Source organism: Tengunoibacter tsumagoiensis, from assembly GCF_003967535.1.
Taxonomy (GTDB): Bacteria; Chloroflexota; Ktedonobacteria; order Ktedonobacterales; family Ktedonobacteraceae; genus Tengunoibacter; species Tengunoibacter tsumagoiensis.
Genome location: NZ_BIFR01000001.1, coordinates 2,267,933 through 2,289,980, shown reverse-complemented (window position 1 = coordinate 2,289,980; position 22,048 = coordinate 2,267,933). Strand labels below are relative to the sequence as shown.

Below are 22,048 nucleotides of genomic sequence, written 5' to 3'. Positions count from 1 at the left end.
TTTACCATATCACTTTTGAAAAATGATGTACGTATCCCTTTTCTCCTGATACACTATTTCCAGTTACAGGACCGTTACGTTTTGAGAGGAACCTATGCACAACCAACTCGATCCCCAGGCCAGAGCGCTGCTAAGCCAATGGGCAGCAGATGCAGCAAACAGACCACTGCCAGATCGTCCACTTATCATACCTGAGCAAATTGCGGCCAGCCGTATCAGCTTTCATCGGCTCGATCCTCTGGCAGGAGAGCCGGAGCCAGTCTTCCACATTGGGCAACACCTCCTATCTGGTCCAGGCGGCCCTCTTCCTGTTCGCATCTATCAACCCTGTGACGCAACGGATTTACCCGTTCTCATCTATTTGCATGGAGGTGGCTGTACCATCGGCGATCTGGATACCGTTGATCGGCCATTGCGTGCGCTCGCAAATCGTTCTGGTTGGTTGATTGTCTCTGTAGACTATCGCCTTGCTCCTGAACATCCTTTTCCTGCGGCCTGGGAGGATGCCTACGCCGTTACTCAATGGGTTGCGACCCATGCGTCATCTATCAATGCTGATGCCCGTTTGCTTGCCATTGGTGGAGATAGCGCTGGTGGCTTACTTGCGACTGCGGTCACCATCATGGCCCGCGAACGGGGTGGGCCCGCTATCGCTTTGCAGATCCTGATCAATCCCAGTACTTGCGGATGTACGGACTTTGATACATATTCCTGGCAGAAGTACGATGGCATTGTGCTCCATCGATCAGAGGTGAAACGTGATTTTGATCTCACCTATGGCGACCAGGACCGCAATCATCCCTGGATCTCTCCCCTGAATGTAAGGGATTTGACGCACCTTCCTTCGGCACTCATCCTCACTGCAGAATGTGATCCATTACGCGACGAAGGTGAAGCATACGCCAACCGTCTCAAGCAGGACGGAGTGAGTGTCACTTTGACGAGATATCCCGGCATGATCCATGGCTTCTTCGGCTTTGCAGGAGTGCTCGATGCTGGAAGAGCAGCGATTGACCAGATATCCCAGACGCTGCAAGTTGTTGTGAAGAACACGAATCTCCCATACATATAAGAAGAATACATTGGGTCATAGAAATGAATACTTGACTGGCCTCTACAAATGCTTTCTTGTTACGATAGGAATATACAACGCATCAGGCCCTCTCAACAATTAGAGTTTTGTCATCTGTAAAGAAGGCTAATGTGTTTTTAGTGGAATAGGCTTGCCAGATCATTGATTGAGTGTATGATGATGCAGCTCCAAAGTGATCCCAAACGTCTTAGGACAAAACGAGGAACGCTGGCAATAGCCAAAAGAGCAGTTTGCAGAAGAGATGGTCATGACTCCCGAGTATAATGGACGCATCGTACCGCTCTTCATGCGCATGCCACTTTCATGGGTAGTATACACGTTTTCCTCCTATCCATGAAAGTGGCTCTTCCACACTTTCCGCGCTAAGCTGTACCATAATGGGAAGATCATTTTCACAAGAAGGCCTCGGAAGTGGCTTCGCCCTCAAACTGTATACCTGATACTTCTCGATAGCACGGAAAGTACGGAAGAACCATAAAAGCGAGGCAGGCCGAGTTTCGAGACAGTCCAGGCTTCAGGCTATCAGGGACAGGTTGTGCGTACCCGCACTGTCATTCTCCAGGCGCATACGAATCAGTTTCTCGGCACATTTGGTAGAGGGATTACCCATGAGAAATTTCTAGCCTGACTCGCTTCCAGACTACTGAGCTTTTGCCAGCTCCCGCAGATGGTGCGCCGTGTGCAAGGCGAGTTCTTGCAAAACATCGCCTACTGTACCTAAACCACCACGCGATTGAGTGTCCTGTGCCAGCAATTCCGGAATGAGTCGAGCAACAAGCGTACGAGGTTTTTGCTTCAACCTGGAGTAAACCCCAAAACCGGACAGGGATTGAAGTCAACTTTTCCTGTTGAACTTTATTGAATATGGTATATTTATTCAGTATAATACAATATTAGCCTTATTTTAATTATTTGAAAGGCACATAACTATGAACATAGCTCTTCTCATTTTAGAAGGCATCACAGGTATTGCTTTTGGGCTAAACGGCCTCCTAAAGATTTTACGCAAAGGGCCTTCGGTCGCTCATTTTGAAGGATTTCGCTATCCTCGCTGGTTTTTAGTCACCGTTGGTTTTATGGAATTGCTTGTCGGAGTGGGAATGCTTGCTGGTTTTTGGGTTCCATTCCTTCTTCTACTCGGTTCTATCTTGCTTATTATCGTAATGGTAGGCGCTATCTTTACTCACCTTGTGCGTAAAAGAGATACGTTCATTCCCGATGTTTTTCCTGCAACTATCGGCCTGATCATCGCTATCGTCCTCACAACATTTACAGCACTCTCTATTTAAGAGTGTGATCTTGACCCGCTCCTGGAGAGGATAAGAAGAGATGTGGCTTCTCATCCTCCACAATTGCCAGTAGGACTTCAAAGTCCTTGCCCCGAATCAGTCTGCCTTTTCCTCCTGGTCGCACGTCTATTTCTGCCTGACTCCCAAACCACTGGTCGCTATATTCAGGCTTTGTGATGACGTTCCATACTCTTGGTTTCCACTTTTGCGCTCTGCATTGAGAAATTATATGCAACTAAAAGTTGCACATAATGCCTATTTAAATGATATCAATGCTCGGAAAAAAGGGAACAACGACATGCAGCAACCTCTCACCAATCACACGTCATGGACATCTCGGTCTCAAGCGTTACGAACCCGCCTACTGCCACTTTATATCGCTGCTTTTTCGCAGGGGCTGGTGCTCTGGGCACCCATAGAGAAAGTGTTTCTCCGGAGTCTTGGGTTTAATCAGGCCACCATTGGCCTGATGGTCGCTTGCTACGGCAGTCTGATCCCTCTCTTTGATCTCGCCTCAGGACTTCTTGCTGATCGTTGGAGCCGCAAGGGCATCCTCATGCTATCCTCGCTCGCTACCATGATCAATGCCCTGCTCGGGGGGCTCAGCTACAATATCCCGACCTACCTGGTCAGCACCCTCTTCTTCGGGGTCTCGGTCGCCCTGGCGTCGGGCACCTACGAGTCCATACTGTACGACATACTGCTGGAAGAGACGGGGCATGGGCTCGCCTTTGCCCAACGTCTGAGCCATGTCAAGCAACTCAATAGCCTGGCCTTACTCCTCAGTGCGCTCGCTGGTGGGCTGGTGGCCGTGCTGCTTTCACCTCGGCTGGCGTATTTTGCCACGATTCCGCTGGGGATTATTTCCCTGGTCGCACTACTCACCTTCCAGGAACCTCATCTGCATCACACCGAGAAACGCACCTCATTCGTCAGTCATGTGCGAGCTATTTCGCAGATCCTCTTCCAGCGAGGAAAATTTCTGCGCACCATCTCTATCTTACTTGCCACCTCACTCCTTCTCTCGGCAGTCTTCGAGTTTGGGCCGCTCTGGCAGTTAGCCCTGGCTGCTCCGGTCGGGCTTTACGGGATAGCCAATGCGGCGGTGCTCTCAGCAGGAGGAGCAGGCTCCTGGCTTGCAGCTCGACTGACATTCACGAAGTCGACCAATGTCGTGGGGATGGCCGGGTTACTGGTAGCGTCGAGCCTGGCGCTGGTCGTCGTGAGAAACGCTATGATTGTTATTCTGGCCCAGGGGATATTGGTTGCAGGAGGAGTCGCGGTCAATACGATTTTTACCCGCATGCTGCACGACTCTCTCCCCTCAGAAGTACGCACAGGAGCAGCCTCGGGGGTCAGTGCCCTCTCCTCGCTCGCCTTTGTGCTCTTCGCACTCCTCTTTGGGGAAATAATCCAGCACGCTGGTATCTTTCACGCCGGGTGGATGGTGGTTGGGGTAACGCTCCTCGCAGGTGCACTGTTAGTCAAAGGTGCTCACCAGTGAGTGTAGTAAACACCTTCTCTTCTCACCTCAAGAGACTGGAGAAGCCCTGGTCAAACTTGAATGCGTTGAAGCCGACGAGTATGCGAGAGCACTTGGGCAAAGACCGCCACTTCTCCCAAAAAGGCAGGAATGGAGGGAACAGATTCCGGCGTGATCTAGATCGTGACCAGGGAATGCAGCATACAGGTTCCAGGTCCTTCTTGCCTGCCGACAGATGCTTGAGAGTACAAGCTGGCGATTACATGATGAAATTGCCTCCATCCACGGTTAGATACGCACCTACCCACATCGGTCGATGAATGGCACTGCTCAACGAGACAGATACCCGAAAACGCAACCTGCGTATGCTCCACACCTAACTGCTCACCAGCCAACCAGCCATAAGCGGAGAGAGAAGACTTTGAGTCAGTCAGACCAGAAGTAATCGAGTCACCCACAAATTCAATAATAGTAGGAGAAACAGTCGGAGCAACTGTTGTAGCTCCGGCATCTAAGACCAGTCCCTGAAACTGAATCTGATCCCACTCGGACTTCGCGGCAACCCTTAAGGAGTGAGTTCCTGCTGACAAAGGAGTTGGGGTCAGATTAACCGTGCCATTGGCACCTCCATAATAGACATCGCCACCATTATCAATACTGGCATAGATATTTGCCGAACCAGCGAGCTTCATACTCACTGTAGTTCCCGTAAAACTGGTTTTAAGATAAGCACCACCCCAGTAACTGGTAGCCAGATCAGCGGAACTGGTGTCCCAGCGACCAATATACGTAATATCCGGGTCAGTAGGTGAACCATCACCGATAGCGGCATGTGCATGCGGCAAAACAAAAGTAATGCCCGTCAATGTTAAAGACAGGAGTAATCCTGTCACCACCGTCGAACACAAAAAGAACCGCCTGAAAAGCTTCTTGTGCATTGTCATTCCTTTGACTTCTTCCTAGAATACAAATAAAACAAATTTTACGTGTATTCTAAACTCACAACCATTGAGAGTTGTAAGGGAACATCCCTGTAATTTGCTGGTAGCCCTTACGATTTTTCTCATACAAAGAGAAGTGAGAGAGCAAATATCAATTTACTCTCCCTTTCTAAAAGGATACATCAAATGAAAGGTATTTGTCGAGTAGCGTAGTGGTGATCATTTTCTTCTAAAAATGCACATCTTAATCGGGGGTTCATGACAAATGTATCTGCACAGTCCTATTTTCTTAGACCGGTTTCCTCCTTGAGGCGTTTGAGCAACTGGGCTTCACCATTGCCAACAGACCAATCTGCAGGGGAGTTCTCGACAAGCGTGATAAACACATCCTCAGCACGGAGCCCAGGATTTCTCGTGAGATTTTCTGCGATCCGGTGATAGAGATCTTGCTTCATTTCGGAAGTTCGTCCCTGCACAAACGTAATCTGGATGAACACAATCCCTTCGGTGCGAGCATTGTCCACCAGGTAATGCTCGTCATAGATCAGATTAGCAAGGTCATGTTCAGTGATCACCTGGAAGCGGTCAGCATTGGGAATGCCAATGGCGTCAACCAGTGCTTTGTGAACACCATCAGCGATAGCATGGCGGTAAGCAATGGATGTCCCTTGACGAAGTGAGATGTGAACAAATGGCATATATTCTTCCTTTCATAGCTTTATATACTTTGCATAGATACTCTAAATCACTATCAGCCTCATCTTTAGACAATCGAAAGCGGGCAGAATGCTTAGCCAATCGAAAGCGGGCAGAATGCCTTAGACGATAATTCTTTTTACTCTCACTGAGCACTGCTTCCCCAAGATTCCCAGTGGATCCGTTCTCTCTCTGGCATCCTCCGGCTTTTGAGACGGGGAGAAGGAGGATATGGTCCAGGATGACCAATTGGAATAACCCCTACTGGCGTCACCTCTTCTGGAATCTGGAGCAGATCCCAAAGAACCTGCCTGTTTTTGACAGATACCTCAACGAAGGCCGCTGCCAATCCCTCATTGACAACCGCAAGCAGCAACAACATGATTGCACATCCTATGTCCATGTGCCAGAAGGGATAGGGCCATTCTTCCTCAGAACCATCCTCAAGCACCTTGTCTGGTTCCTGATAGCGGCGGTGGTACGCAGCCTCGCTGATGCAGGGAATAACTAGAGCAGGAGCTGTTGAGAGAAATGCATATTGTCCGTTTGAATAGGCCTCTTCGTCTAGCAGCGCGCTGATTTGTTTTCTCATATCTGGCTGGGTGATGACGACAAAAGACTGTCCCTGGGTGAAACCAGCACTAGGAGCTTTGAGGGCTGCACTGAGCACCCGCTGAAGGGCAGAAGGATCAATAGGATCAGCCGTCAAATGCCGTACCATGCGACGTTTGGAAAGAATTTCGGAAAAATCCACCTGTGTTCCCTTTCTCTATCATTCATAGTAACTCAAGTTTTTTGAGCGATACTTCAGCTGCGATCAGATCCTGGACTCCGATTCCTATATATTTGGCAATGGTGATATCGCTACAGGAAATGCGTCCAGGCTTCTGATTTGCTAGTACCTCACCAACTTCACCACATATCTCTGTTAGCATGTACTCGCCAGTTTGCAGTGCTGCATATACATCACCATTGGCTGCCGTGGTTTCGCGAGAGTCGACAAATACCCGCGCACGCTTCAATGCAGTTGCGTCGAGCTCGCACTTGGTAGCATCGTCCGCGCCTACAGCGGTAATGTGCTGTCCTGCATGCAGCCATTCCCCACGCACAAGGGGAGTTCGTGCTGCAGTTGCAGTAATGAGCACATCGGCACAGCGCACGGTGCTTTCAAGATCATGCGAAACGACGATCTTCACGTCCGGCAGAAGAGGCTGTAAGTCAGCTTTGAGTCTGGCTGCACTCTCGGCATTTCTCGCCCAGATCGTCAGGGTCGTGTAGCGACGTTCATGGTATAGCGCTTGTGCCTGCCAGAAGGCCTGCACTCCAGCCCCCAGTATGGCAGCAGACTGGATAGAGGCAGGCGCAAGCATTCGGGCCGCAAGTGCGCCCGCTGCGGCAGTGCGAATGTCGGAGAGATAGTGCTCCTCATTGAGAAGCGCCAGTGTATGACCAGTCCGGCTGTCAAATACACCAATGAACCCTCCCTGTGCCTGTCCTCGCTCACTATTGACTGCGAACCAGGGCGAGATCTTGACCACAAAGACGGCATGCCCACGGAGCGTACCCGTCTTGACATAGACATCGCCCAACTCAGGACGCTCGGCGGGAAATAGCACTGTCAACCTGTTGTCAGCAAGTCCAGCACTCGATTCCTGGAAAGCCTGCGAGATTGGTTCGATCAGATCATCAAAGCGCACAGCAGCGCGTAATTCACTGGCACTTACGATACGAACGTCGTTCATTGTTCCCTCGCAGTCGTTTCTTGCTCCTGCAACGCTCCTGTAGGCAGTACCTCCAGGGCGCCATGCCCTAATAGCACAACATCTCCCCCAACCTTGACCGTCTGGATCGCTTCAGATGTACCCTCAGGTTGCACACAAAGCGTACTCGGGCGGCCAATGAAGCGCCCCTGGTTGAGAATGAAGCGTTCACCAGCACGCGTCAGCCTATGGCGTAGGCGATAGGCTCCAATAGTACCTGCCGCGCTCCCAGTTGCGACATCTTCTACAGTACCGTCATTGCTCCAGTGCCGTATCTCAAGTGCAGCTTCATCGAACAGGACCGCGAACTGGGCTCTCACTCTGCGCAGCATTTCGGTGATGTCACTGAGAATACGGGCATGCTGAAGCACTCCTGGTCTGACTGGTATGATCAGGTAACGCAATCCTGTGCTGACTACTTCAAGCGGAAGAGTAGGATGGAGATCGCCTGATGTGAGACCAAACGCACGAGCGAATAGGTCACGTTCTGTCACCATACCCAGGAATTCAGGCACTCCTTGATTGAGCAGACCAGTATATCCATATTCAGTTTGCTCTGTGGCGATACTTACGACCTTTTCAGTCAGTTTGAACTGCCAGGTCTGGGGAGAGGTACGCCCTGATAGATGATGCAGTATGGCCGCAGCACCAATAATGGGATGTCCCGCGAATGGCAACTCCTCGAACAGGTCGAAGACGCGAGCGTGGACTGTGTTCGCGTCTTTCCCCGGCTCAAGAAAAATCGCTTCCAAATGGCGCAACTCCTGAGTGATTGAGAGCATCTGGCTGGTATGCAAGCCAGATGCAGTAGGGAATACGGGCAAACCGTTGCCACGATATGGAACGCGACTGAACACATTCACGTGAAAGTATTCAAGACTCATGGGATCTCCTTCAAGAGGTGCGATTGTAACTGCTGGAGGTAGCGCTGGAACGCTTGCTCGTCACGCCGATAGAATGTCCATCCTTTCTTGCGCCTGGCGTTTAACAGTCCAGCCTCAGTTAAAAGAGTGAGATGACGTGAAGCTGTGGCGGCAGTGATACCCAACTTCTCCCGGATGAAATCTGCGCACACGCCGTCTCTGATGAGATCACCATCGACCTGCGGTGGGAAATTTGCGACGGGATCTTTGAGCAACTCAAGGATCGTAAGCCGCGTCTCGCTGGCGAGTGCCTTGAGTATACTCAGATCTTCTTTATTCAGTATTATGTTATTTAGCATATTAGCTAAATAACATAATCTGCCGAGTTTGTCAAGGTGTTCCTCATCCATACCAGGGATGGTAGGGGTCTCAAAAAGAATGCTTCCCTTTCTTTATACAGAAGAATAGAGAAGCCATTTCACAGTTATGGCGCGTTCTTCGTTTGTCTGTAGTTTTGCAGTGACCGCGCACGATTTGAACAAGCAATGCTACACCAATGGCGAGTAGCACTTTTGGTCGTATCGTAAAAAAGCACCATACACCTCTTGTTCTGACAGGCATGCAATCGGCCCAGTTCTTGCTTCGTCAATAAATCCATCGCGGCCCATGCAATGGAAAAGAGCACTTCACTTCCCTGGAGGTCCCGCATGCGGTAGTGTGCCGAAAAATTCCCTTCTGGCCCAATTTCGAGCATGTAAGATCCCAGGCGCAGCAAGCTATTCAGTTCTTCTATCTGGTTCTCATGTGCCTGATGGTGTACTACAATGGTTTCAAACAGGTCACGGAGCATCTGTCGCAGCCTGCGGAGAGCCGAGACCTGTTGCTCACTCCATGCCCTGCTTTCCTGGTGTTGAATGGTTTGTGAATACATTTGTTGTGCCATCTCCCACCACTGAGTGGCATCGACAGGGGTTAGTAATCTATCCGCTCTTTTCCCTCGCACTATGTATTCCGTATTAACCAGATCCAGTGCGAGGTTGCCACCCAGAAAGATGAACGGGTTGCGTTCATCAGACGTCTCCTTCTGATTACTAGCGTTCTGGTGCCTTTTGCTTTCCTTCACTCGCCCTCCTTTCTCTGCTTCGGCACACTTCTGAAGCCCTCTTCAATTTCTATGATTAAAGCTAATCAGGCCCCGTTGCTCCTATGAAAAAAACGTGCAAGCCGAAAAAATCGCCATTCTGTCTGGCTACTGCTTGAAGCCATATCCTAGATAGGTCACCGCTGGTTTCTCACCTCGTTTTCCTACCTTCATCTGGACGCGCTTGCCTGCTTCATCAGCATTGAGCATCCCTTGTTTGTATGCTCTCACTGCGCCAAGAAGCTGTGAGAGGCTTTCTGGTTTGAATTCAACACACTCCTGGTTGTCAAGCTCATACTTGTGCATAAGGTGCTTCAGCTTTCGAGGTGGGACCAGGCGATGGGGGGAGTAGCGGTGTGGTGGCATAATAGCGCTCCAGGACCATCGCTGAAAAAGAAACAGATACACCAATCTGCTCAAGATCGTTCTGTTGACAGTATCATACAGGAATATTCCCCCTGGTTTTAAGACTCGCGACGCTTCTGCTATTATCCCCTCCATGTTATTTGTCACTTCGAGCAGATCAGAACAGTAGATGATATCAAAAGAAGCATCGGCATAAGGAAGGTGTTCAGCATTTCCTATCAGGGCGTCAATGGTCACGTTTTCCAACTTTGCCTGGTCCCTGGCGAAAGCAATTGCAGCCTCAGAACTATCCATGACTGTCACATGAAACCCTTGCTGTGCCAGTTCTTGCGCAAAGAGCCCTCGTCGTCCACCAAGATGGAGCACTTTCTGCTCATTTGGATTGAGATGAAGTGTGTTCGTGATGATTGACTGAAAATATTTCGTGCGAACAGAAAAGAGAGATTGTTCTCTCATTGCTAATCCTTCCCATTCAGAAGGGCTTTTTTTACCCAAAACATCCTGTTTTTTGCCCATTCTATTTTCCTTTCACAAACAGTGGCTTTCATAGGGGAAGATAAAACACCTTCCTCACTGTGACCTGGGGGTGTCAGGGAAGCATTCCCTTAATCTGCAAGTCGAAGGCTGCCCGTAGCTGATCAAGAACATCCAGATCTGAAAGAAGGATATTCCCTAACCAGGCAGTCACCGCTGCAAAATAGAGGGCATAAAAGCTATGAGCAGCCAGATGTGGATTGATATTCTGATTAATTGCTCCGCGTTCCTGTGCTTGTTGTATCAGATGTGCTAATTGAGTGACGAAATGCTCGTTCAGAGGGTCAAACGATCGATGATCATTCTGCTCACTCACGTAAAAAAGAAGCTCCTTCAAGAAGAAACGAGCGTTCGCCAGGTCTCGTTCGTAAAAGCGGAAGAAGGAACTAAAGATATGCATAAGCCCATCCAACAAAAGCCCATCTTCAGGCAGCGTGGCAAACACACTGGCGATGATCTCTTTGAGAGCATCAGTGTAGATAAGAATCAGAAGTTCTGCTTTATCCTTGACATACAGGAAAAGAGTGCCCGTACCGATCTGAGCCAATTCAGCAATTTCACGAGTAGTCGTTGCCTCATACCCTTTCTGTTCAAATAAGGATTTTGCCGCCTGCTTAATAGACGCAAAGGTGCGTTGTTTGTTCTGCTCTCGCAAACGTCGTACGGCCATACCTGTGACGATACCATCCTCTCCTACTAAAATGACTGTGATCATTTATTGACTATGATCATAATATAACACGGATAGTGGGGAAGTCAAAGGCTCTACAAGACGATGGATAGTTTTTGCTATAAATTGATGTGCTTTTCATTGAACTCTCGATGGAAGAGATTGGGAGCGACTGGATGGCGACTTCCCGCATGTCTATATGAATACTGATAGGTATGTTGACAAGTCCATTTTACTCTACTATACTAACCCCGCTTTATATACGCATCAAAATGATAAAAGATACGTATATTTTTAGGAACCATTCGACTTTCACTCATCCCTACGAAGGAGAGAGATCATGATTCAAGCACCCACTATTCCTGTCCGTATCACGCATATTGGCGGGCCTACAGTCCTTATTGAGATAGGGCCACTTCGCATCCTCACTGATCCTACATTCGACCCGGCTGGCACGAGGTATGTTGATGGCCCATATGAATTAGTGAAAAAGACCGATCCGGCACGTTTCCCCTCCGAGATTGGAGAAGTTCACACTGTCCTACTGAGCCACGATCAACATATCGATAATCTTGACTCGGCGGGACGTGCCTTTCTATCACAGGTCAAACAGGTCTTGACCACTCCCGTTGGAGCACAGCGTTTGGAAAAGAATGCTCAAGGCGTGCCTACCTGGGAGACGGTCACTCTTTCGGGAATTAATCATCTGCATGTTCGTGTGACGAGCACGCCAGCCCGACATGGTCCACCAGAACTGGAAGACGCCATGGGCGATGTGACTGGATGGATACTGGAATGGGAAGGACAGCAACATGGTGCGCTCTACGTGTCAGGAGATACGGTTCTCTTCGAGGCACTACACGAGATTCCTCAGCGTTTCCAGGTGGGAACAGTACTGCTTCACTTCGGCGCAGCTGCTGATCCCGAAGTGTTGGGACCAGTTCACCTCACCTTCAGCGCAGGTGAAGGATCACTGTTCGCAAAAGCTCTTGGAAAGGCGATGGTCATTCCGATTCATTACGAGGGGTGGGCACATTTGAGTGAGGGTCGTGCCGAGATTGAAGAAGCGTTCGCAAAAGCTGGGCTAGAAGATCAATTGTGCTTCCTTCCCTTTGGCCAATCTGTCCGCATTGACGTATGATCCATTGACATAGTTGAGGCGCTGGCGAAAGAGAAGGTTCCGTTTGCTCAATGAGCACGAGGACAGCTCCATACGACACTCTCGTATGCTGGATCAACCTGCTTTAGAGCAACCGAGTATCATTGAGGATATTGTCAACTTGTTCGGAGAAATGAACTATATTGTCTCCGATCAGAGGAACAGATTGCGACTTTTTGTCATCATTCTGTCATCTTGACATGCCATAATGAGGGTACAATGGAACGGCTCATCATGGAAGATAAGGCGTGCATATAAAACGCAGCCCATATGCACGCTCTACAAACCCTTTTCGAGGAGCAAACTTTTACAATGCGTATTCTTGTGGTAGAAGACAATTACAGACTTAGCGAATCGTTGAAAACAAACCTCGTCAATGAGAGGTATAGTGTTGACACAGCCTATGATGGTCAGGAGGGACAGGATCTTGCTGAACTCACTCCGTATGACCTGATTATTCTGGATATCCTTCTGCCCAAAAAGGATGGACTGGAGGTCTGTCGCGAACTGCGCCGCCGCCGTGTTCAGACACCAATCCTGCTCCTGACGGCACGCGATACGATCGATGATCGAGTACGAGGATTAGATTGTGGAGCCGATGATTACCTGGTCAAACCCTTTGCTATGAGCGAACTGCTGGCTCGCCTGCGTGCCCTGCTGAGACGCCAGCAACCCTATAAAAGCTCACGCCTGGAGATAGGCAGCTTATTTGTTGATCCGGCTACGCATACAGTAGAGCGAGAAGGACGCTCTATAGATCTGACACCCAAAGAATATGCTCTCCTCGAATACTTTATGTATCATCCTGGACAGGTAGTAACACGGAATATGATTGAACAGCACATCTGGAACTATGACTTTGAATGCAATTCCAACGTTATTGATGTCTATGTACGCCGCCTGCGTCGCAAGATTGATCATCCTTTTGCCACCAACCTCCTGACAACTATCCGTGGTATTGGCTACTGCCTTTCGGCTCCGAACACGAGACAGGAGGCGCAATGAAATATCAAACGACTCGCGTGCCCTTTTTCTCCAGTGTACGGGTACGCCTGACCCTGTGGTATTTAGCCATTATCAGCTTTATTCTCTTTCTCTTCGGGGGTAGCCTGTATGCCACACAGACGTTTCTTAGCCCCAGCACCGCTGAAAGCCGGGTGGAAACGCAACTCTATCAGGATACTCAATACCTGCGTGAGACCTATAAACCGCTCCTCTTACAGCACATCTCACCTCTTTCACAGCAACTAAAAATCTCCCAAAATGAAGTCGTACTCCTGTTACGCCCAGATCACACAATTCTGGATAAACGTGGGACTCCCCTTCCCACAGATACCATAAAACTGCTTCAGGAGCGTGTAGATAGCAACCAGGCTCTATTTGACCTTAGCCTATCTCAACTATCACATACAGGGAATTGGCAAGGCAACACCTCTACGTATCGCTTCCTGGTGACGCCTCTTCTAGAACATGACGCTCGGATTGCTACTCTGGTGCTTGGGCAAGCGAAAGAACACCCCATACAGTTAATGTCTATCTGGCTCTTCCATGCTACCATGGGCCTACTGGTCGCAGCGATAGGAGGCTACTGGCTAGCTGGCAAGGCCCTTCAACCAGTGAAGATGATCACACGTACGGCCAATGAAATTAATGCGACGGACCTACGTCGTCGCCTGCATTTGCCACGCAGAGACGAGTTTGGTGAGCTGGCAGCAACCTTTGACCAGATGCTAGCTCGCCTGGAGGCCGCATTCAAACGACAAAACCAGTTTGCCGCTGACGCTAGCCACGAACTGCGTACACCTCTCACCATTATTAACCTGGAGATTAATCAGGCTCTGACACAATCCCAGACCCCTGAGGTGTATCGCAACACCCTGGAACGTATCCAGGCCGAGAATGAGCAGATGACAAGCATCGTCAATAGCTTGCTCCTCCTCGCACGGGCCGACACAGGTGAGTTTACCTTCTATAAAGAAGAGGTAGATTTAAGCGATATCGCCCTTGCAAGCGTTGAACGCCTGTTACCATTGGCACAACAGCATAAGATCAACCTCGCTACAGGTGACTTACCAGAACTCCTGGTAGAGGGAGATAGCGAGCACTTAAGCCGGATGCTCATGAATATTGTAGAAAACGCCATTAAATATACCAGTGGGGTGGGGACACACGTCTATGTAGAACTGACCGTTGAAAAAGCCTGGGGGATTATTCGTGTTCAGGATGATGGACCTGGCATTGATAACGATCATCTCCCCTACCTGTTTGATCGCTTCTACCGGGTAGATAAAGCGCGTACACGCAGTCAGGAAGAGAGGCAGACACATGTTATCCAGCCAGGTGGGACCGGTCTGGGGCTCTCTATCGCTCAGTGGATAGCTCATAGCCATGGAGGCGAAGTTTACATCCAGAGCACACCTGGAGAGGGCTCACTCTTCGAAGTTCGTCTACCACTCATTGCTCAGGTCGTATAGGTCACCAGGATGCGTCCTTCCCCGCTATGCATGATACTTTCCTCATGAATGTTCAATGTGCATTGTGTTTTTCTGTATCTGCAACAACAGTATAGTGGGTAGAGATGACGACACTATGAACATTCTTGCCCTTTTTTGTCATCTCACTGCTCATCCTGAGAATCACATCAAACACATAGGCAAGATTATAAAGGACTCAGGGGAAGTCCTGCTAGTATGGGCCCGGTACTCCTCGACGAAAGCCAGTTCACGCAGGTAGAACGCACGCGCCGCTAAGTGAGTACCGGGTTAATGAGGAACAAAGCGGCGACGCACATCTACATATGGGGCATGCGAGCAATAAGGGGGGGTTCACCCAGACATCCTGGAACATCTTAACCAGGAACAAGCTCGATGCTCAACCTAAACCTGTCCTTTTGGCGTATTAAGGCAGATCAGGAAATTGGTCGTTCCTGCGCTGTGATGAATTTACGGGACGTTTGGGGAATCCACTGCAACGCGACACAGGACAGTACCATCAGGGTCATGAGAATCTGGACAAAAACGGCATAGATTCGTTGATTGGGAGCCAGGACTGCCGGGACATCCGTCGGCGAGAGCCATTCGTAACATATTTCCAGAACCGCCAGGCCAGCTACAACGCTACTTGCTATGCGTACCCAGTTTTTGCCTGTGCGAATCAGGAAAGCAAGGCAGGCAGCACAGGTGCCAAAGAAGATATGTGCCCCTACGACGATCACCTGGATCGAGAACACTGACCCATCAATCTCACGCTGCGAAAAATCAGGGTTTAGCGCTTTGACCGCATTGACAACATCATTGCGGTTGAGGAAAAAGAGCGTGAGGACACTCACGCTGATAAACGTATACAGGAGGTAGCCTCCGGTTGCTAGATTGATCTCCAGCGGCACCCGATGACGTGTTCTCCTGTTATGAAGTGCTTGTGCTGTCAGTGCTTGTTCCATTTCGGGACTCTTCTTCTCCATCATTTGCCATCCTTGAATGATCAGGATCACGTTCAGACCAAACAGCAGCATGGCATTAGACGGATGCAATGCGGCCAGAAACGGAACGCTTCTGGAGAAACCAGCCAGTATCACCTGGATCAGAGTCAGCACGAAAAGCCCAGCACTCCAGATGGTTATTTTGCCAGGCAATCGTGCCAACAAGGCCGCTAATGGTAACAGCAGCGTGAGTAGCAACAATAGCAGTCCCAGTACGCTGTGTATTGCTCTTCCCCAGGCTGTGCTTATTAATTTCCTCTTTCCTGATGCTTCCGTATAAATTTCGTGATATGTTTGATGGCTAATTGTGCCTCAGGTAACGCATTGTTTGGAGATAACCTGGTAGTATCAGTTGTAAAAAGGGGCCAGGCATGCCACATTCCAGGCCAAATCTCCTGTTTGACCTCGACTCCAGCCCGGCGTAACCGATCTGCCATGAGCACCGTATCTCGCTTCGCGAACTCCTCAGTCCCTGCCAATAGAAAGGTTGGAGGCAAGCCATGGACATCCGCATAGAGCGGCGAGACTAGTGGATGATGGGGATCTACCGCGCCATGATTGGTATAGGACGCATATGCTTTTGAAACATTGTCTCCTAGCAGAGGATCAGGCTCGGCTCTGGTCAGATCGCATGCTGGCGAGATGGCGACCAGAGCCGCTGGTAGCTCCTCATGGCTCTCGCGTAATGCCAGGGCTGTGGTGAGCGTCAGATTTCCACCGGCCGATTCTCCAGCGATAATGATCTGTGAGGCGGCGAATCCCTGCTTGCGCAGCCACTTGTATGCTGTCATACAATCCTGCAGGCCAGCAGGGAAAGGATGTTCAGGTGCCAGACGATATTGAGGCATGAGAACATATGCTCCGGTCTGTTGAGAGAGTTGCGCAGTAAAGAAAAAATGCACCCCACGTGCAACATCCATGAAACGGCCCCCAGGCAGGTAGAGGATGACTTTGTTCTTTGTGGCTCCTCTGGCGGAGACGAACTGCGCCGGGACTCCGTCTGCATTAACGCGTTCAAAAGAGATGGCAAATGGGAAGGAGAGCCGCTGAGTGTTGACAGTTGTTCTCAATGGGGCCGAGTTTCCTGGAAAGAGTCGCACAAAGATGACTGAGAGCAGAAAGTAGAAGGACGCGATCAGGCTTGGTTCCCCAGGAACACCGTCACTTTCACTCTGGGGTGCGTTGCCAATCGTCAAGCCGGTGCGTGCCAGCACAAAAGCGCTCCCAGCAGTTCCCACACCTACGCGGGCGAAGGATCGTAAAACGTTGCGGCGCTTGATATGCGTTTCGTTGATCTGCAGATGTTTCCTGGCAAATTTTGGAGCTTTTATCAACTTATGCACGTTTTTATCCTGGCGAAAGCACCAGACACCGAACAGCCAGAGCCAGAGCAGCCAGAAGGAACTTCCTGGGACTGCCAGCATGTTCAGTATCCCTGCAACTCCATAGAGCCCTGATGGGACCGGTATGAGTGCGTTGAGTCCCCAGAGCAGCGAACGCAAGCAGGTCAACAAAAGACCAATGGCTCCGAGGTACCCAATTGCTTGATACGCTCGCAATTGCCTGACCAGGATCACTGTCCAGGACAGCAGGAGGAGTGGCGCACCGATCTCGGTCAATAGAAAGAGAGCGAAGGCAAGGATGAAGACTACAGATGAGACCGTTGTACTCCAGAGCAGCACAAGCAATAATCCGAGTCCACTGCCTGTGGCCCAGGATATCCCTGCGAGACGTCCGACAATGTTCACACGTCTGCTCCCATTTTCCTCCAGAAATGCTGCCAATAACCGTGAAACAGCGATGAGAAGCATGGAACATACAGCAAACGCGAGAGAGGCCAGGCATACAGTAAGGACCTCTTGTAAACCAGCCGGTTTTGCCAGTGGGGCTTGCATCAGAAGAAGAGCCGGGTAATTCAGCGTTGTCTGAACGGTAAAACTGGTGAGCGTGAGGAGAAAAGCCAGGAGCAATACGATGCTCCCTACCCTTCGTGTCGTGGTCAGACGTGTCCATTGAGCAATCATTTTATGTCACCTGTTATAGACTATTAACAATAATATTAGTCCTTATATGTTCTGATTTTTATACTCTTTCTCTCGTATCTGCAAAGTATCGTTCCAGCAGAAAAACAGACCAGATCTGTTAGTGCACGGACTGCGGTTCAGTAACAGGACTGGTACGGCGCTGTTTAAGCACCGCGTAACGAGCACTCATCGTTCCGGCCAGAGCCATGGCACCAATGCCAACCAGCATATGTGCAGTACGTATCAGCCAGTGGAGATCACCAATGAGCAGAGTGAATTGTGTGACGCCAAAGATTGGTACAAACAGGGCATATACAACACCTGCAATCCCCCAGACCCTCATGCCTCTGGTCATAAGCGCGAGAATACTCATAACCAGTAACGTCAGAGCGACGGCCAGGCCGAACAGCATATGAATGCCAATTACATTCATCTGAGCAATCCAGGATAGTAGGCCAAGGAGTAGCGCGCCTAAACCAGCGATACCAATAATGATCTGAATAATTCGTGTTGTGCGCATGACAAAAAACCTCCTGATAATCATAGTGGGTGAAGAGTAAGACGTTTTTTTCTTTTGCTCGCAGTGTGCTTTACTTACCGTTTAAGCGCGCTACGACAGGGGCAAAATTCTCTAGTTGGCCATCAAAAATATGAATATAAGAAAATCCATAACGCTCCCGATGAGCGAGAAGGTGCTCAATCGCCTGATCTGTAGTCATCGTCCTCATAGGCATACGCATGCCAGAAGGGGAGAAAACAGGAGCGGAATTGTCACTAAGAGAGATCTCATAAGCAGGTTGAGCCAATTCAATGTGAGAAAAACGCTCTCCGGCGGCCTCACGTATCCAGTCTATTTTTTCCTCCATCGGCACATCTGTGGGATCAACACCCTGTAGCCCCATTCTCATGGCTGGAGCGATAATATCAGCTTCGCGAGCGGCGATCGTGAGCATACGTTTGCCAGCGGTGCCCATAAGAATGGGAGGATGTGGCTGCCGGACCGCCATTGGTAGTGCCTTGATGCCAGTAACGGTGTAGTACTTGCCGGAAAAGTTTACTTCTTCAGCAGTAAAGTATTGTTTGATAAGAGCAAGAGCTTCTTCCAGGCGGCTCACACGTGTACCAGCGTTCTCGAAGGTCAGGCCCATCTGCTCATATTCGCCCCCACCGACTCCTGCACCAAGGCCGAGTTCAAAACGTCCACCTGAGAAAGCGTCCAGGGTAGCGACGGCCTTCGCCAGAAGCAGTGGGTGATGATAATCGTTAGAGAAGACATAACTGCCAACATGTAATGTGGTTGTTACTGCAACGGCCATAGTCAGGGCCGGAAAGAGAGCAAAACCACCCATGGAGGGACGATCAGGCATCAACAAAGTGGCATAGCCAAGCTCCTCAATTCGTCGAGCCTGAGCCATCCACGATCGTTCAGACATCAGGCCGCTGCTCTGCACGCCAAAGCGAAATGGTTTATGCATGGTACTTTCCTTATGAATGTTCAATATAAATGTTCAATGGGCATTGTGTTTTTCTGTATCTGCAACAACAGTGTAGCGGATAGAGATGACTGAACTATGAACATTCTTGCCTTTTTTTGTCATCAAATTGTCATCTTACTCCTTTCGCGATCTGTAGGCCTACAGATCGTCGCCCAGGGACCAGTCTTTGGCCCAGCGCTGGTCGATCTCATCGTCGACGCACTGAAAACGAATATCCGTCGAGAGTCTGGTCCTGAGCAGCGGATCGTTGTTCAAGGTCGCAGCGTGGATCATGTAAGGGCTGTGGATCACCATATCGCCAGCTTCATAGTCCGCGACCAACCAGCGCGTGTTGAAGCGCTCGGCCATCTCGGCAAGGTTTGTGCTGACCCAGCCATTGGCGCGCATATTGCGGTTATAGGCGCTGATGCGCTCTTCAGAAGGCAGTTCGGCGTTCTTTGCGCGAAATTCAGCCTCCAACTGGCGTCCCGCCGCGTCGGAATGTTCAAGGTAGATCAGCCCGCCCATCTCGACCGGGATATCGTCCAATGGAATCCAGCTCGTGCAGAGCCTATCAGTGCCGGAGCGCAGGTAGATCAGATCGTAATGTCCGCCGGTGCAGTGATCCTCTCCAGGAATGTTAAAGCGGAGCATCTTGCGTCGGTGCAGGTAGGGTGGGCCCTGGAGAAACTCCTTGTAGAAGTTCCAGAGATGCGGCATAGTACAGAACTCTTCATACTCGCGCGAGGTAATGATCTCGAAATACGCCTGGAGTCCGCGCTCGGCAATGGTTTCAAAAAAGAAGTCGCGGAATTTCAGCACCATGTCTCGCTTGAAAAAGCCTTTCAGCCAGAGGTAGCCCTGCTGATGGTAGGTTTCGCGCAATTGCTCCATCGGGAGATTCGCCGTTCTCGGTTCGAGCCACCCCAATCTCTCCGACGTCATGGCTAACGTATAGCCGTTGCTGACCAGTGGCTCGTTGAGGCTTCTCATCGTAGCTTGTTCCTTTCAACATACCTATTCTGCCTGGAGGCGCTGTTCGGAAAATGTCTGTACAACAATGAATCGCGCCCTCTCTGTCCTTTCCCTGAGTATAGGGCTGCCAGATGACAGCAGCATGAATATGCCCGGCTTCTTTTGTCATTAATCTGTCATCGGTGCTTCTGCCTCGCTCCTGCTCAAGAGCGGCAGGCGTCCTCATCCTGGCAACGCTCTACCTTCAGCAATGGTGGCTCTTTCGGTTAACGTTTGCCCTGGGTCGCCTTCCATCGTTTCCCGAAGCTCCGTTTGTTGCTCTGTGGGAGGATCGTCACCTCCCCCCACCCCGCTCTGGCTACGGACGCGACGGACTTCTGGCATTACAAGACTATCAACAGCAACACTACGGCCTCCCCCTCAACGTGCTTGATGACTGGCAGAATCACATCAATCATCTGCTGCTCCAGGAGGAAACCGCTCATCGAGAACTCTCTGATGATGTCGGGGAGGCATTGCTCCAACGAAGCGCCTAAGGAGGAAAAACGGGGATGAGTATGCGACAACGCGTCGGGGAGTATTGTTCCAAAAACACATTCATCCCCTTGCTGACCTGATGAGGGGGTGCTTCGTGTGAAGCGGCCTCTCAAGGGCCTGCAAGGGGATGATAGACACAAAAAAAGCGGGAGACGAGATTCGAACTCGCGACAGCCTGCTTGGAAGGCAGGAACTCTACCACTGAGTTACTCCCGCAGAGTCGGGGTGCGCGGACTCGAACCGCGGACCTCCTGGTCCCAAACCAGGCGCGCTACCAACTGCGCCACACCCCGTCGCTTAACGTATCTGAACTATATCATGGATCCTTTTCTTTGTCAACACCTTTTTGATGAATTCTGCAAAAACCCGGGAAACTGTTCACCCAGACTGGCTTCCATCCTTGCTCTACCTCCCCGGGTTCTTGCGTCGATACTGTAATTTGAGTTTGAATAGATTCCATTGCGTCCGAAACCAGCTGGCCGGATCTCGACGAATCGGAGTGATGGTGACATTGCCATAACGAACCGATCGGGGGCGTCGCGGCTGAAGCACATAATGCGAAAGAGCAACCACTGTTATGCAGATAAGAGAGGCTATACCAAGTACTAGTGAAAATATATCTGCCCTCACTGCGTATTCATAGCCACCTGCTATCAGAGCCAGAATGATGCCCACACCCAGAAATTTTTCTGAGGGGGTCAGGTTCGTCACCCAGGTTAAGAATGTGTGAGGAGGACGTACGCCTGGATTTGGCTTTCTCGTCGCTCGCTCCGTATACTTCTGACCTGGGGCAGGCCGGGAATTCGGCTCCTCCAGGTTGCGCAGAATCTCTTCGATCTCACGTTCATATCTGTTTGGCATAGCCGCTCTGCTTCCTTGTTCTCGTCAAGACGACTAGAGAAGAGGGGGTCCATTCTTCATGATACCTGACATCTCCTCAAAATACCTTCCTCAGAGTACTCCTAGCATTATTTTAAGACCTGGATCAATATTAGTCTAGTATTTTCTGTGCCAATTTGAAAGGTCAAGCACTCTCTTTTCTTTTATCAATCTTGTGGTACTTTTCTAGTCCATTAATGTCTGCACTTTTTCCACCAGTTCAAGTGGATGAAATGGTTTCGTCAGATGATAAGCGGCTCCGAGGTCTGCGCTAATGCGTTCATAAATATCTTCGACATGTCCTGTAATAATCATTACAGGAATATGGCTTGTCGATGGATGATTACGTACCTTCCTCAGGAGCGCATAGCCATCCGTCCCCGGCATCGTCACGTCAAGAATGATGAGATCTGGTAACTGCATAGCCAGGTGCTGCTGCAACTGCTGACCGTTTGCTGCTCCCTCAACCATATATCCATGACGTACGAGCACAAAGGCTACAATATCACGAATCTCTTTATCGTCATCTACTACCAGTATCCGTTTGGCCATAGCTTCCTTCTGCTCACCCTTCTCACATTCTAGGCCCTCTCTTATGATACAGATTTTATGTCAGAAGTACAACTGGCTCGATCCATATTTTCTCACTCTTTTTCCCTTCAATTGCAATTGTTAACTGTTGACT

The 22,048-nt window shown here is 50.0% G+C and carries 25 protein-coding genes and 2 tRNA genes; 7 read left to right on the top strand and 20 right to left on the bottom strand.

Features of this window, described 5'->3' with window-relative positions:
* Positions 1 to 94 precede the first annotated feature (94 nt).
* Complete coding sequence (locus EL628_RS09015; RefSeq protein ID WP_126579624.1) at positions 95 to 1,072, top strand: alpha/beta hydrolase; 978 nt, start codon at positions 95 to 97, stop codon at positions 1,070 to 1,072.
* Between the two features lie 661 nt (positions 1,073 to 1,733).
* Here EL628_RS09015 and EL628_RS29755 read toward each other — a convergent pair.
* Positions 1,734 to 1,892 carry a hypothetical protein gene (locus EL628_RS29755; RefSeq protein WP_161975369.1) on the bottom strand — a complete coding sequence of 53 codons (159 nt, stop codon included), beginning with the start codon at positions 1,890 to 1,892 and terminating at the stop codon, positions 1,734 to 1,736.
* A 130-nt stretch (positions 1,893 to 2,022) separates the two neighbouring features.
* Here EL628_RS29755 and EL628_RS09010 point away from each other — a divergent pair, with 130 nt between their 5' ends.
* Positions 2,023 to 2,382, top strand: coding sequence for a DoxX family protein (locus EL628_RS09010; protein ID WP_126579623.1), 360 nt, complete (start codon positions 2,023 to 2,025; stop codon positions 2,380 to 2,382).
* On the opposite strand, the gene EL628_RS09005 is transcribed toward EL628_RS09010, so the two are convergent.
* Positions 2,375 to 2,617: an SRPBCC domain-containing protein gene (locus EL628_RS09005; protein WP_126579622.1), complete on the bottom strand. Its 243-nt coding sequence runs from the start codon at positions 2,615 to 2,617 to the stop codon at positions 2,375 to 2,377. The two genes, EL628_RS09010 and EL628_RS09005, sit on opposite strands and share 8 nt — an antisense overlap.
* Between EL628_RS09005 and EL628_RS09000 the strand changes: the two genes are divergently transcribed.
* On the top strand, positions 2,612 to 3,886 hold the full coding sequence (locus EL628_RS09000; RefSeq protein ID WP_126579621.1) for an MFS transporter: 1,275 nt from the start codon (positions 2,612 to 2,614) through the stop codon (positions 3,884 to 3,886). The two genes, EL628_RS09005 and EL628_RS09000, sit on opposite strands and share 6 nt — an antisense overlap.
* 155 nt (positions 3,887 to 4,041) lie before the next feature.
* Here the strand turns inward: EL628_RS09000 and EL628_RS08995 are convergent, their stop codons facing one another.
* The 9 genes from EL628_RS08995 to EL628_RS08955 form a co-directional block, all read right to left on the bottom strand.
* On the bottom strand, positions 4,042 to 4,803 hold the full coding sequence (locus EL628_RS08995) for an SGNH/GDSL hydrolase family protein (protein WP_126579620.1): 762 nt from the start codon (positions 4,801 to 4,803) through the stop codon (positions 4,042 to 4,044).
* Positions 4,804 to 5,087: 284 nt separating this feature from the next.
* Positions 5,088 to 5,504, bottom strand: a complete 417-nt coding sequence (locus tag EL628_RS08990) for a tautomerase family protein (RefSeq protein WP_126579619.1) — start codon at positions 5,502 to 5,504, stop codon at positions 5,088 to 5,090.
* Positions 5,505 to 5,647: 143 nt separating this feature from the next.
* Positions 5,648 to 6,256: a nitroreductase family protein gene (locus tag EL628_RS08985; protein WP_126579618.1), complete on the bottom strand. Its 609-nt coding sequence runs from the start codon at positions 6,254 to 6,256 to the stop codon at positions 5,648 to 5,650.
* A gap of 22 nt (positions 6,257 to 6,278) precedes the next feature.
* Entirely contained in the window at positions 6,279 to 7,244 is a 966-nt protein-coding gene (locus EL628_RS08980) for an ornithine cyclodeaminase family protein (protein ID WP_126579617.1), read from the bottom strand.
* On the bottom strand, positions 7,241 to 8,146 hold the full coding sequence (locus EL628_RS08975) for a PhzF family phenazine biosynthesis protein (protein ID WP_126579616.1): 906 nt from the start codon (positions 8,144 to 8,146) through the stop codon (positions 7,241 to 7,243). Before EL628_RS08975 ends, EL628_RS08980 begins: the two co-directional genes overlap by 4 nt.
* Entirely contained in the window at positions 8,143 to 8,484 is a 342-nt protein-coding gene (locus tag EL628_RS08970; protein WP_126579615.1) for an ArsR/SmtB family transcription factor, read from the bottom strand. The genes EL628_RS08975 and EL628_RS08970 overlap by 4 nt, the downstream gene beginning before the upstream one ends.
* Before the next feature lie 125 nt (positions 8,485 to 8,609).
* Positions 8,610 to 9,248, bottom strand: coding sequence for a CGNR zinc finger domain-containing protein (locus EL628_RS08965; protein WP_126579614.1), 639 nt, complete (start codon positions 9,246 to 9,248; stop codon positions 8,610 to 8,612).
* A 126-nt stretch (positions 9,249 to 9,374) separates the two neighbouring features.
* Positions 9,375 to 10,088, bottom strand: a complete 714-nt coding sequence (locus EL628_RS08960) for a class I SAM-dependent methyltransferase (RefSeq protein WP_161975368.1) — start codon at positions 10,086 to 10,088, stop codon at positions 9,375 to 9,377.
* A gap of 133 nt (positions 10,089 to 10,221) precedes the next feature.
* Positions 10,222 to 10,881, bottom strand: coding sequence for a TetR/AcrR family transcriptional regulator (locus EL628_RS08955; RefSeq protein ID WP_126579612.1), 660 nt, complete (start codon positions 10,879 to 10,881; stop codon positions 10,222 to 10,224).
* A gap of 295 nt (positions 10,882 to 11,176) precedes the next feature.
* Between EL628_RS08955 and EL628_RS08950 the strand changes: the two genes are divergently transcribed.
* From EL628_RS08950 to EL628_RS08940, 3 genes are all read left to right on the top strand, one after another.
* Positions 11,177 to 11,977, top strand: a complete 801-nt coding sequence (locus EL628_RS08950; RefSeq protein ID WP_126579611.1) for an MBL fold metallo-hydrolase — start codon at positions 11,177 to 11,179, stop codon at positions 11,975 to 11,977.
* A 330-nt stretch (positions 11,978 to 12,307) separates the two neighbouring features.
* On the top strand, positions 12,308 to 13,000 hold the full coding sequence (locus EL628_RS08945) for a response regulator transcription factor (protein WP_126579610.1): 693 nt from the start codon (positions 12,308 to 12,310) through the stop codon (positions 12,998 to 13,000).
* Positions 12,997 to 14,469: a sensor histidine kinase gene (locus EL628_RS08940; protein ID WP_126579609.1), complete on the top strand. Its 1,473-nt coding sequence runs from the start codon at positions 12,997 to 12,999 to the stop codon at positions 14,467 to 14,469. The genes EL628_RS08945 and EL628_RS08940 overlap by 4 nt, the downstream gene beginning before the upstream one ends.
* A gap of 434 nt (positions 14,470 to 14,903) precedes the next feature.
* On the opposite strand, the gene EL628_RS08935 is transcribed toward EL628_RS08940, so the two are convergent.
* From EL628_RS08935 to EL628_RS08915, 5 genes are all read right to left on the bottom strand, one after another.
* Positions 14,904 to 15,698, bottom strand: a complete 795-nt coding sequence (locus EL628_RS08935) for a DUF6220 domain-containing protein (RefSeq protein ID WP_281276553.1) — start codon at positions 15,696 to 15,698, stop codon at positions 14,904 to 14,906.
* A gap of 23 nt (positions 15,699 to 15,721) precedes the next feature.
* Positions 15,722 to 17,497: an alpha/beta hydrolase gene (locus EL628_RS08930; protein WP_126579607.1), complete on the bottom strand. Its 1,776-nt coding sequence runs from the start codon at positions 17,495 to 17,497 to the stop codon at positions 15,722 to 15,724.
* Between the two features lie 118 nt (positions 17,498 to 17,615).
* Entirely contained in the window at positions 17,616 to 18,017 is a 402-nt protein-coding gene (locus EL628_RS08925; RefSeq protein WP_126579606.1) for a hypothetical protein, read from the bottom strand.
* 70 nt (positions 18,018 to 18,087) lie between these two features.
* Entirely contained in the window at positions 18,088 to 18,972 is an 885-nt protein-coding gene (locus EL628_RS08920) for a TIGR03621 family F420-dependent LLM class oxidoreductase (RefSeq protein WP_126579605.1), read from the bottom strand.
* A gap of 159 nt (positions 18,973 to 19,131) precedes the next feature.
* Positions 19,132 to 19,965, bottom strand: a complete 834-nt coding sequence (locus EL628_RS08915) for a phytanoyl-CoA dioxygenase family protein (RefSeq protein ID WP_126579604.1) — start codon at positions 19,963 to 19,965, stop codon at positions 19,132 to 19,134.
* A 164-nt stretch (positions 19,966 to 20,129) separates the two neighbouring features.
* On the opposite strand from EL628_RS08915, the gene EL628_RS08910 reads away from it, so the two are divergent.
* The gene (locus tag EL628_RS08910) at positions 20,130 to 20,483 is read left to right on the top strand and encodes a hypothetical protein (protein ID WP_126579603.1); all 354 of its coding nucleotides are present in this window, start codon (positions 20,130 to 20,132) and stop codon (positions 20,481 to 20,483) included.
* Positions 20,484 to 20,628: 145 nt separating this feature from the next.
* Here the strand turns inward: EL628_RS08910 and EL628_RS08905 are convergent.
* The 4 genes from EL628_RS08905 to EL628_RS08890 form a co-directional block, all read right to left on the bottom strand.
* Positions 20,629 to 20,700 (bottom strand) — tRNA-Gly (locus EL628_RS08905).
* Between the two features lie 4 nt (positions 20,701 to 20,704).
* A tRNA-Pro gene (locus EL628_RS08900) sits at positions 20,705 to 20,777 on the bottom strand.
* 112 nt (positions 20,778 to 20,889) lie between these two features.
* Positions 20,890 to 21,345, bottom strand: a complete 456-nt coding sequence (locus tag EL628_RS08895) for a hypothetical protein (RefSeq protein WP_126579602.1) — start codon at positions 21,343 to 21,345, stop codon at positions 20,890 to 20,892.
* 204 nt (positions 21,346 to 21,549) lie between these two features.
* Positions 21,550 to 21,915: a response regulator gene (locus EL628_RS08890; protein WP_126579601.1), complete on the bottom strand. Its 366-nt coding sequence runs from the start codon at positions 21,913 to 21,915 to the stop codon at positions 21,550 to 21,552.
* Between the last annotated feature and the right edge of the window lie 133 nt (positions 21,916 to 22,048).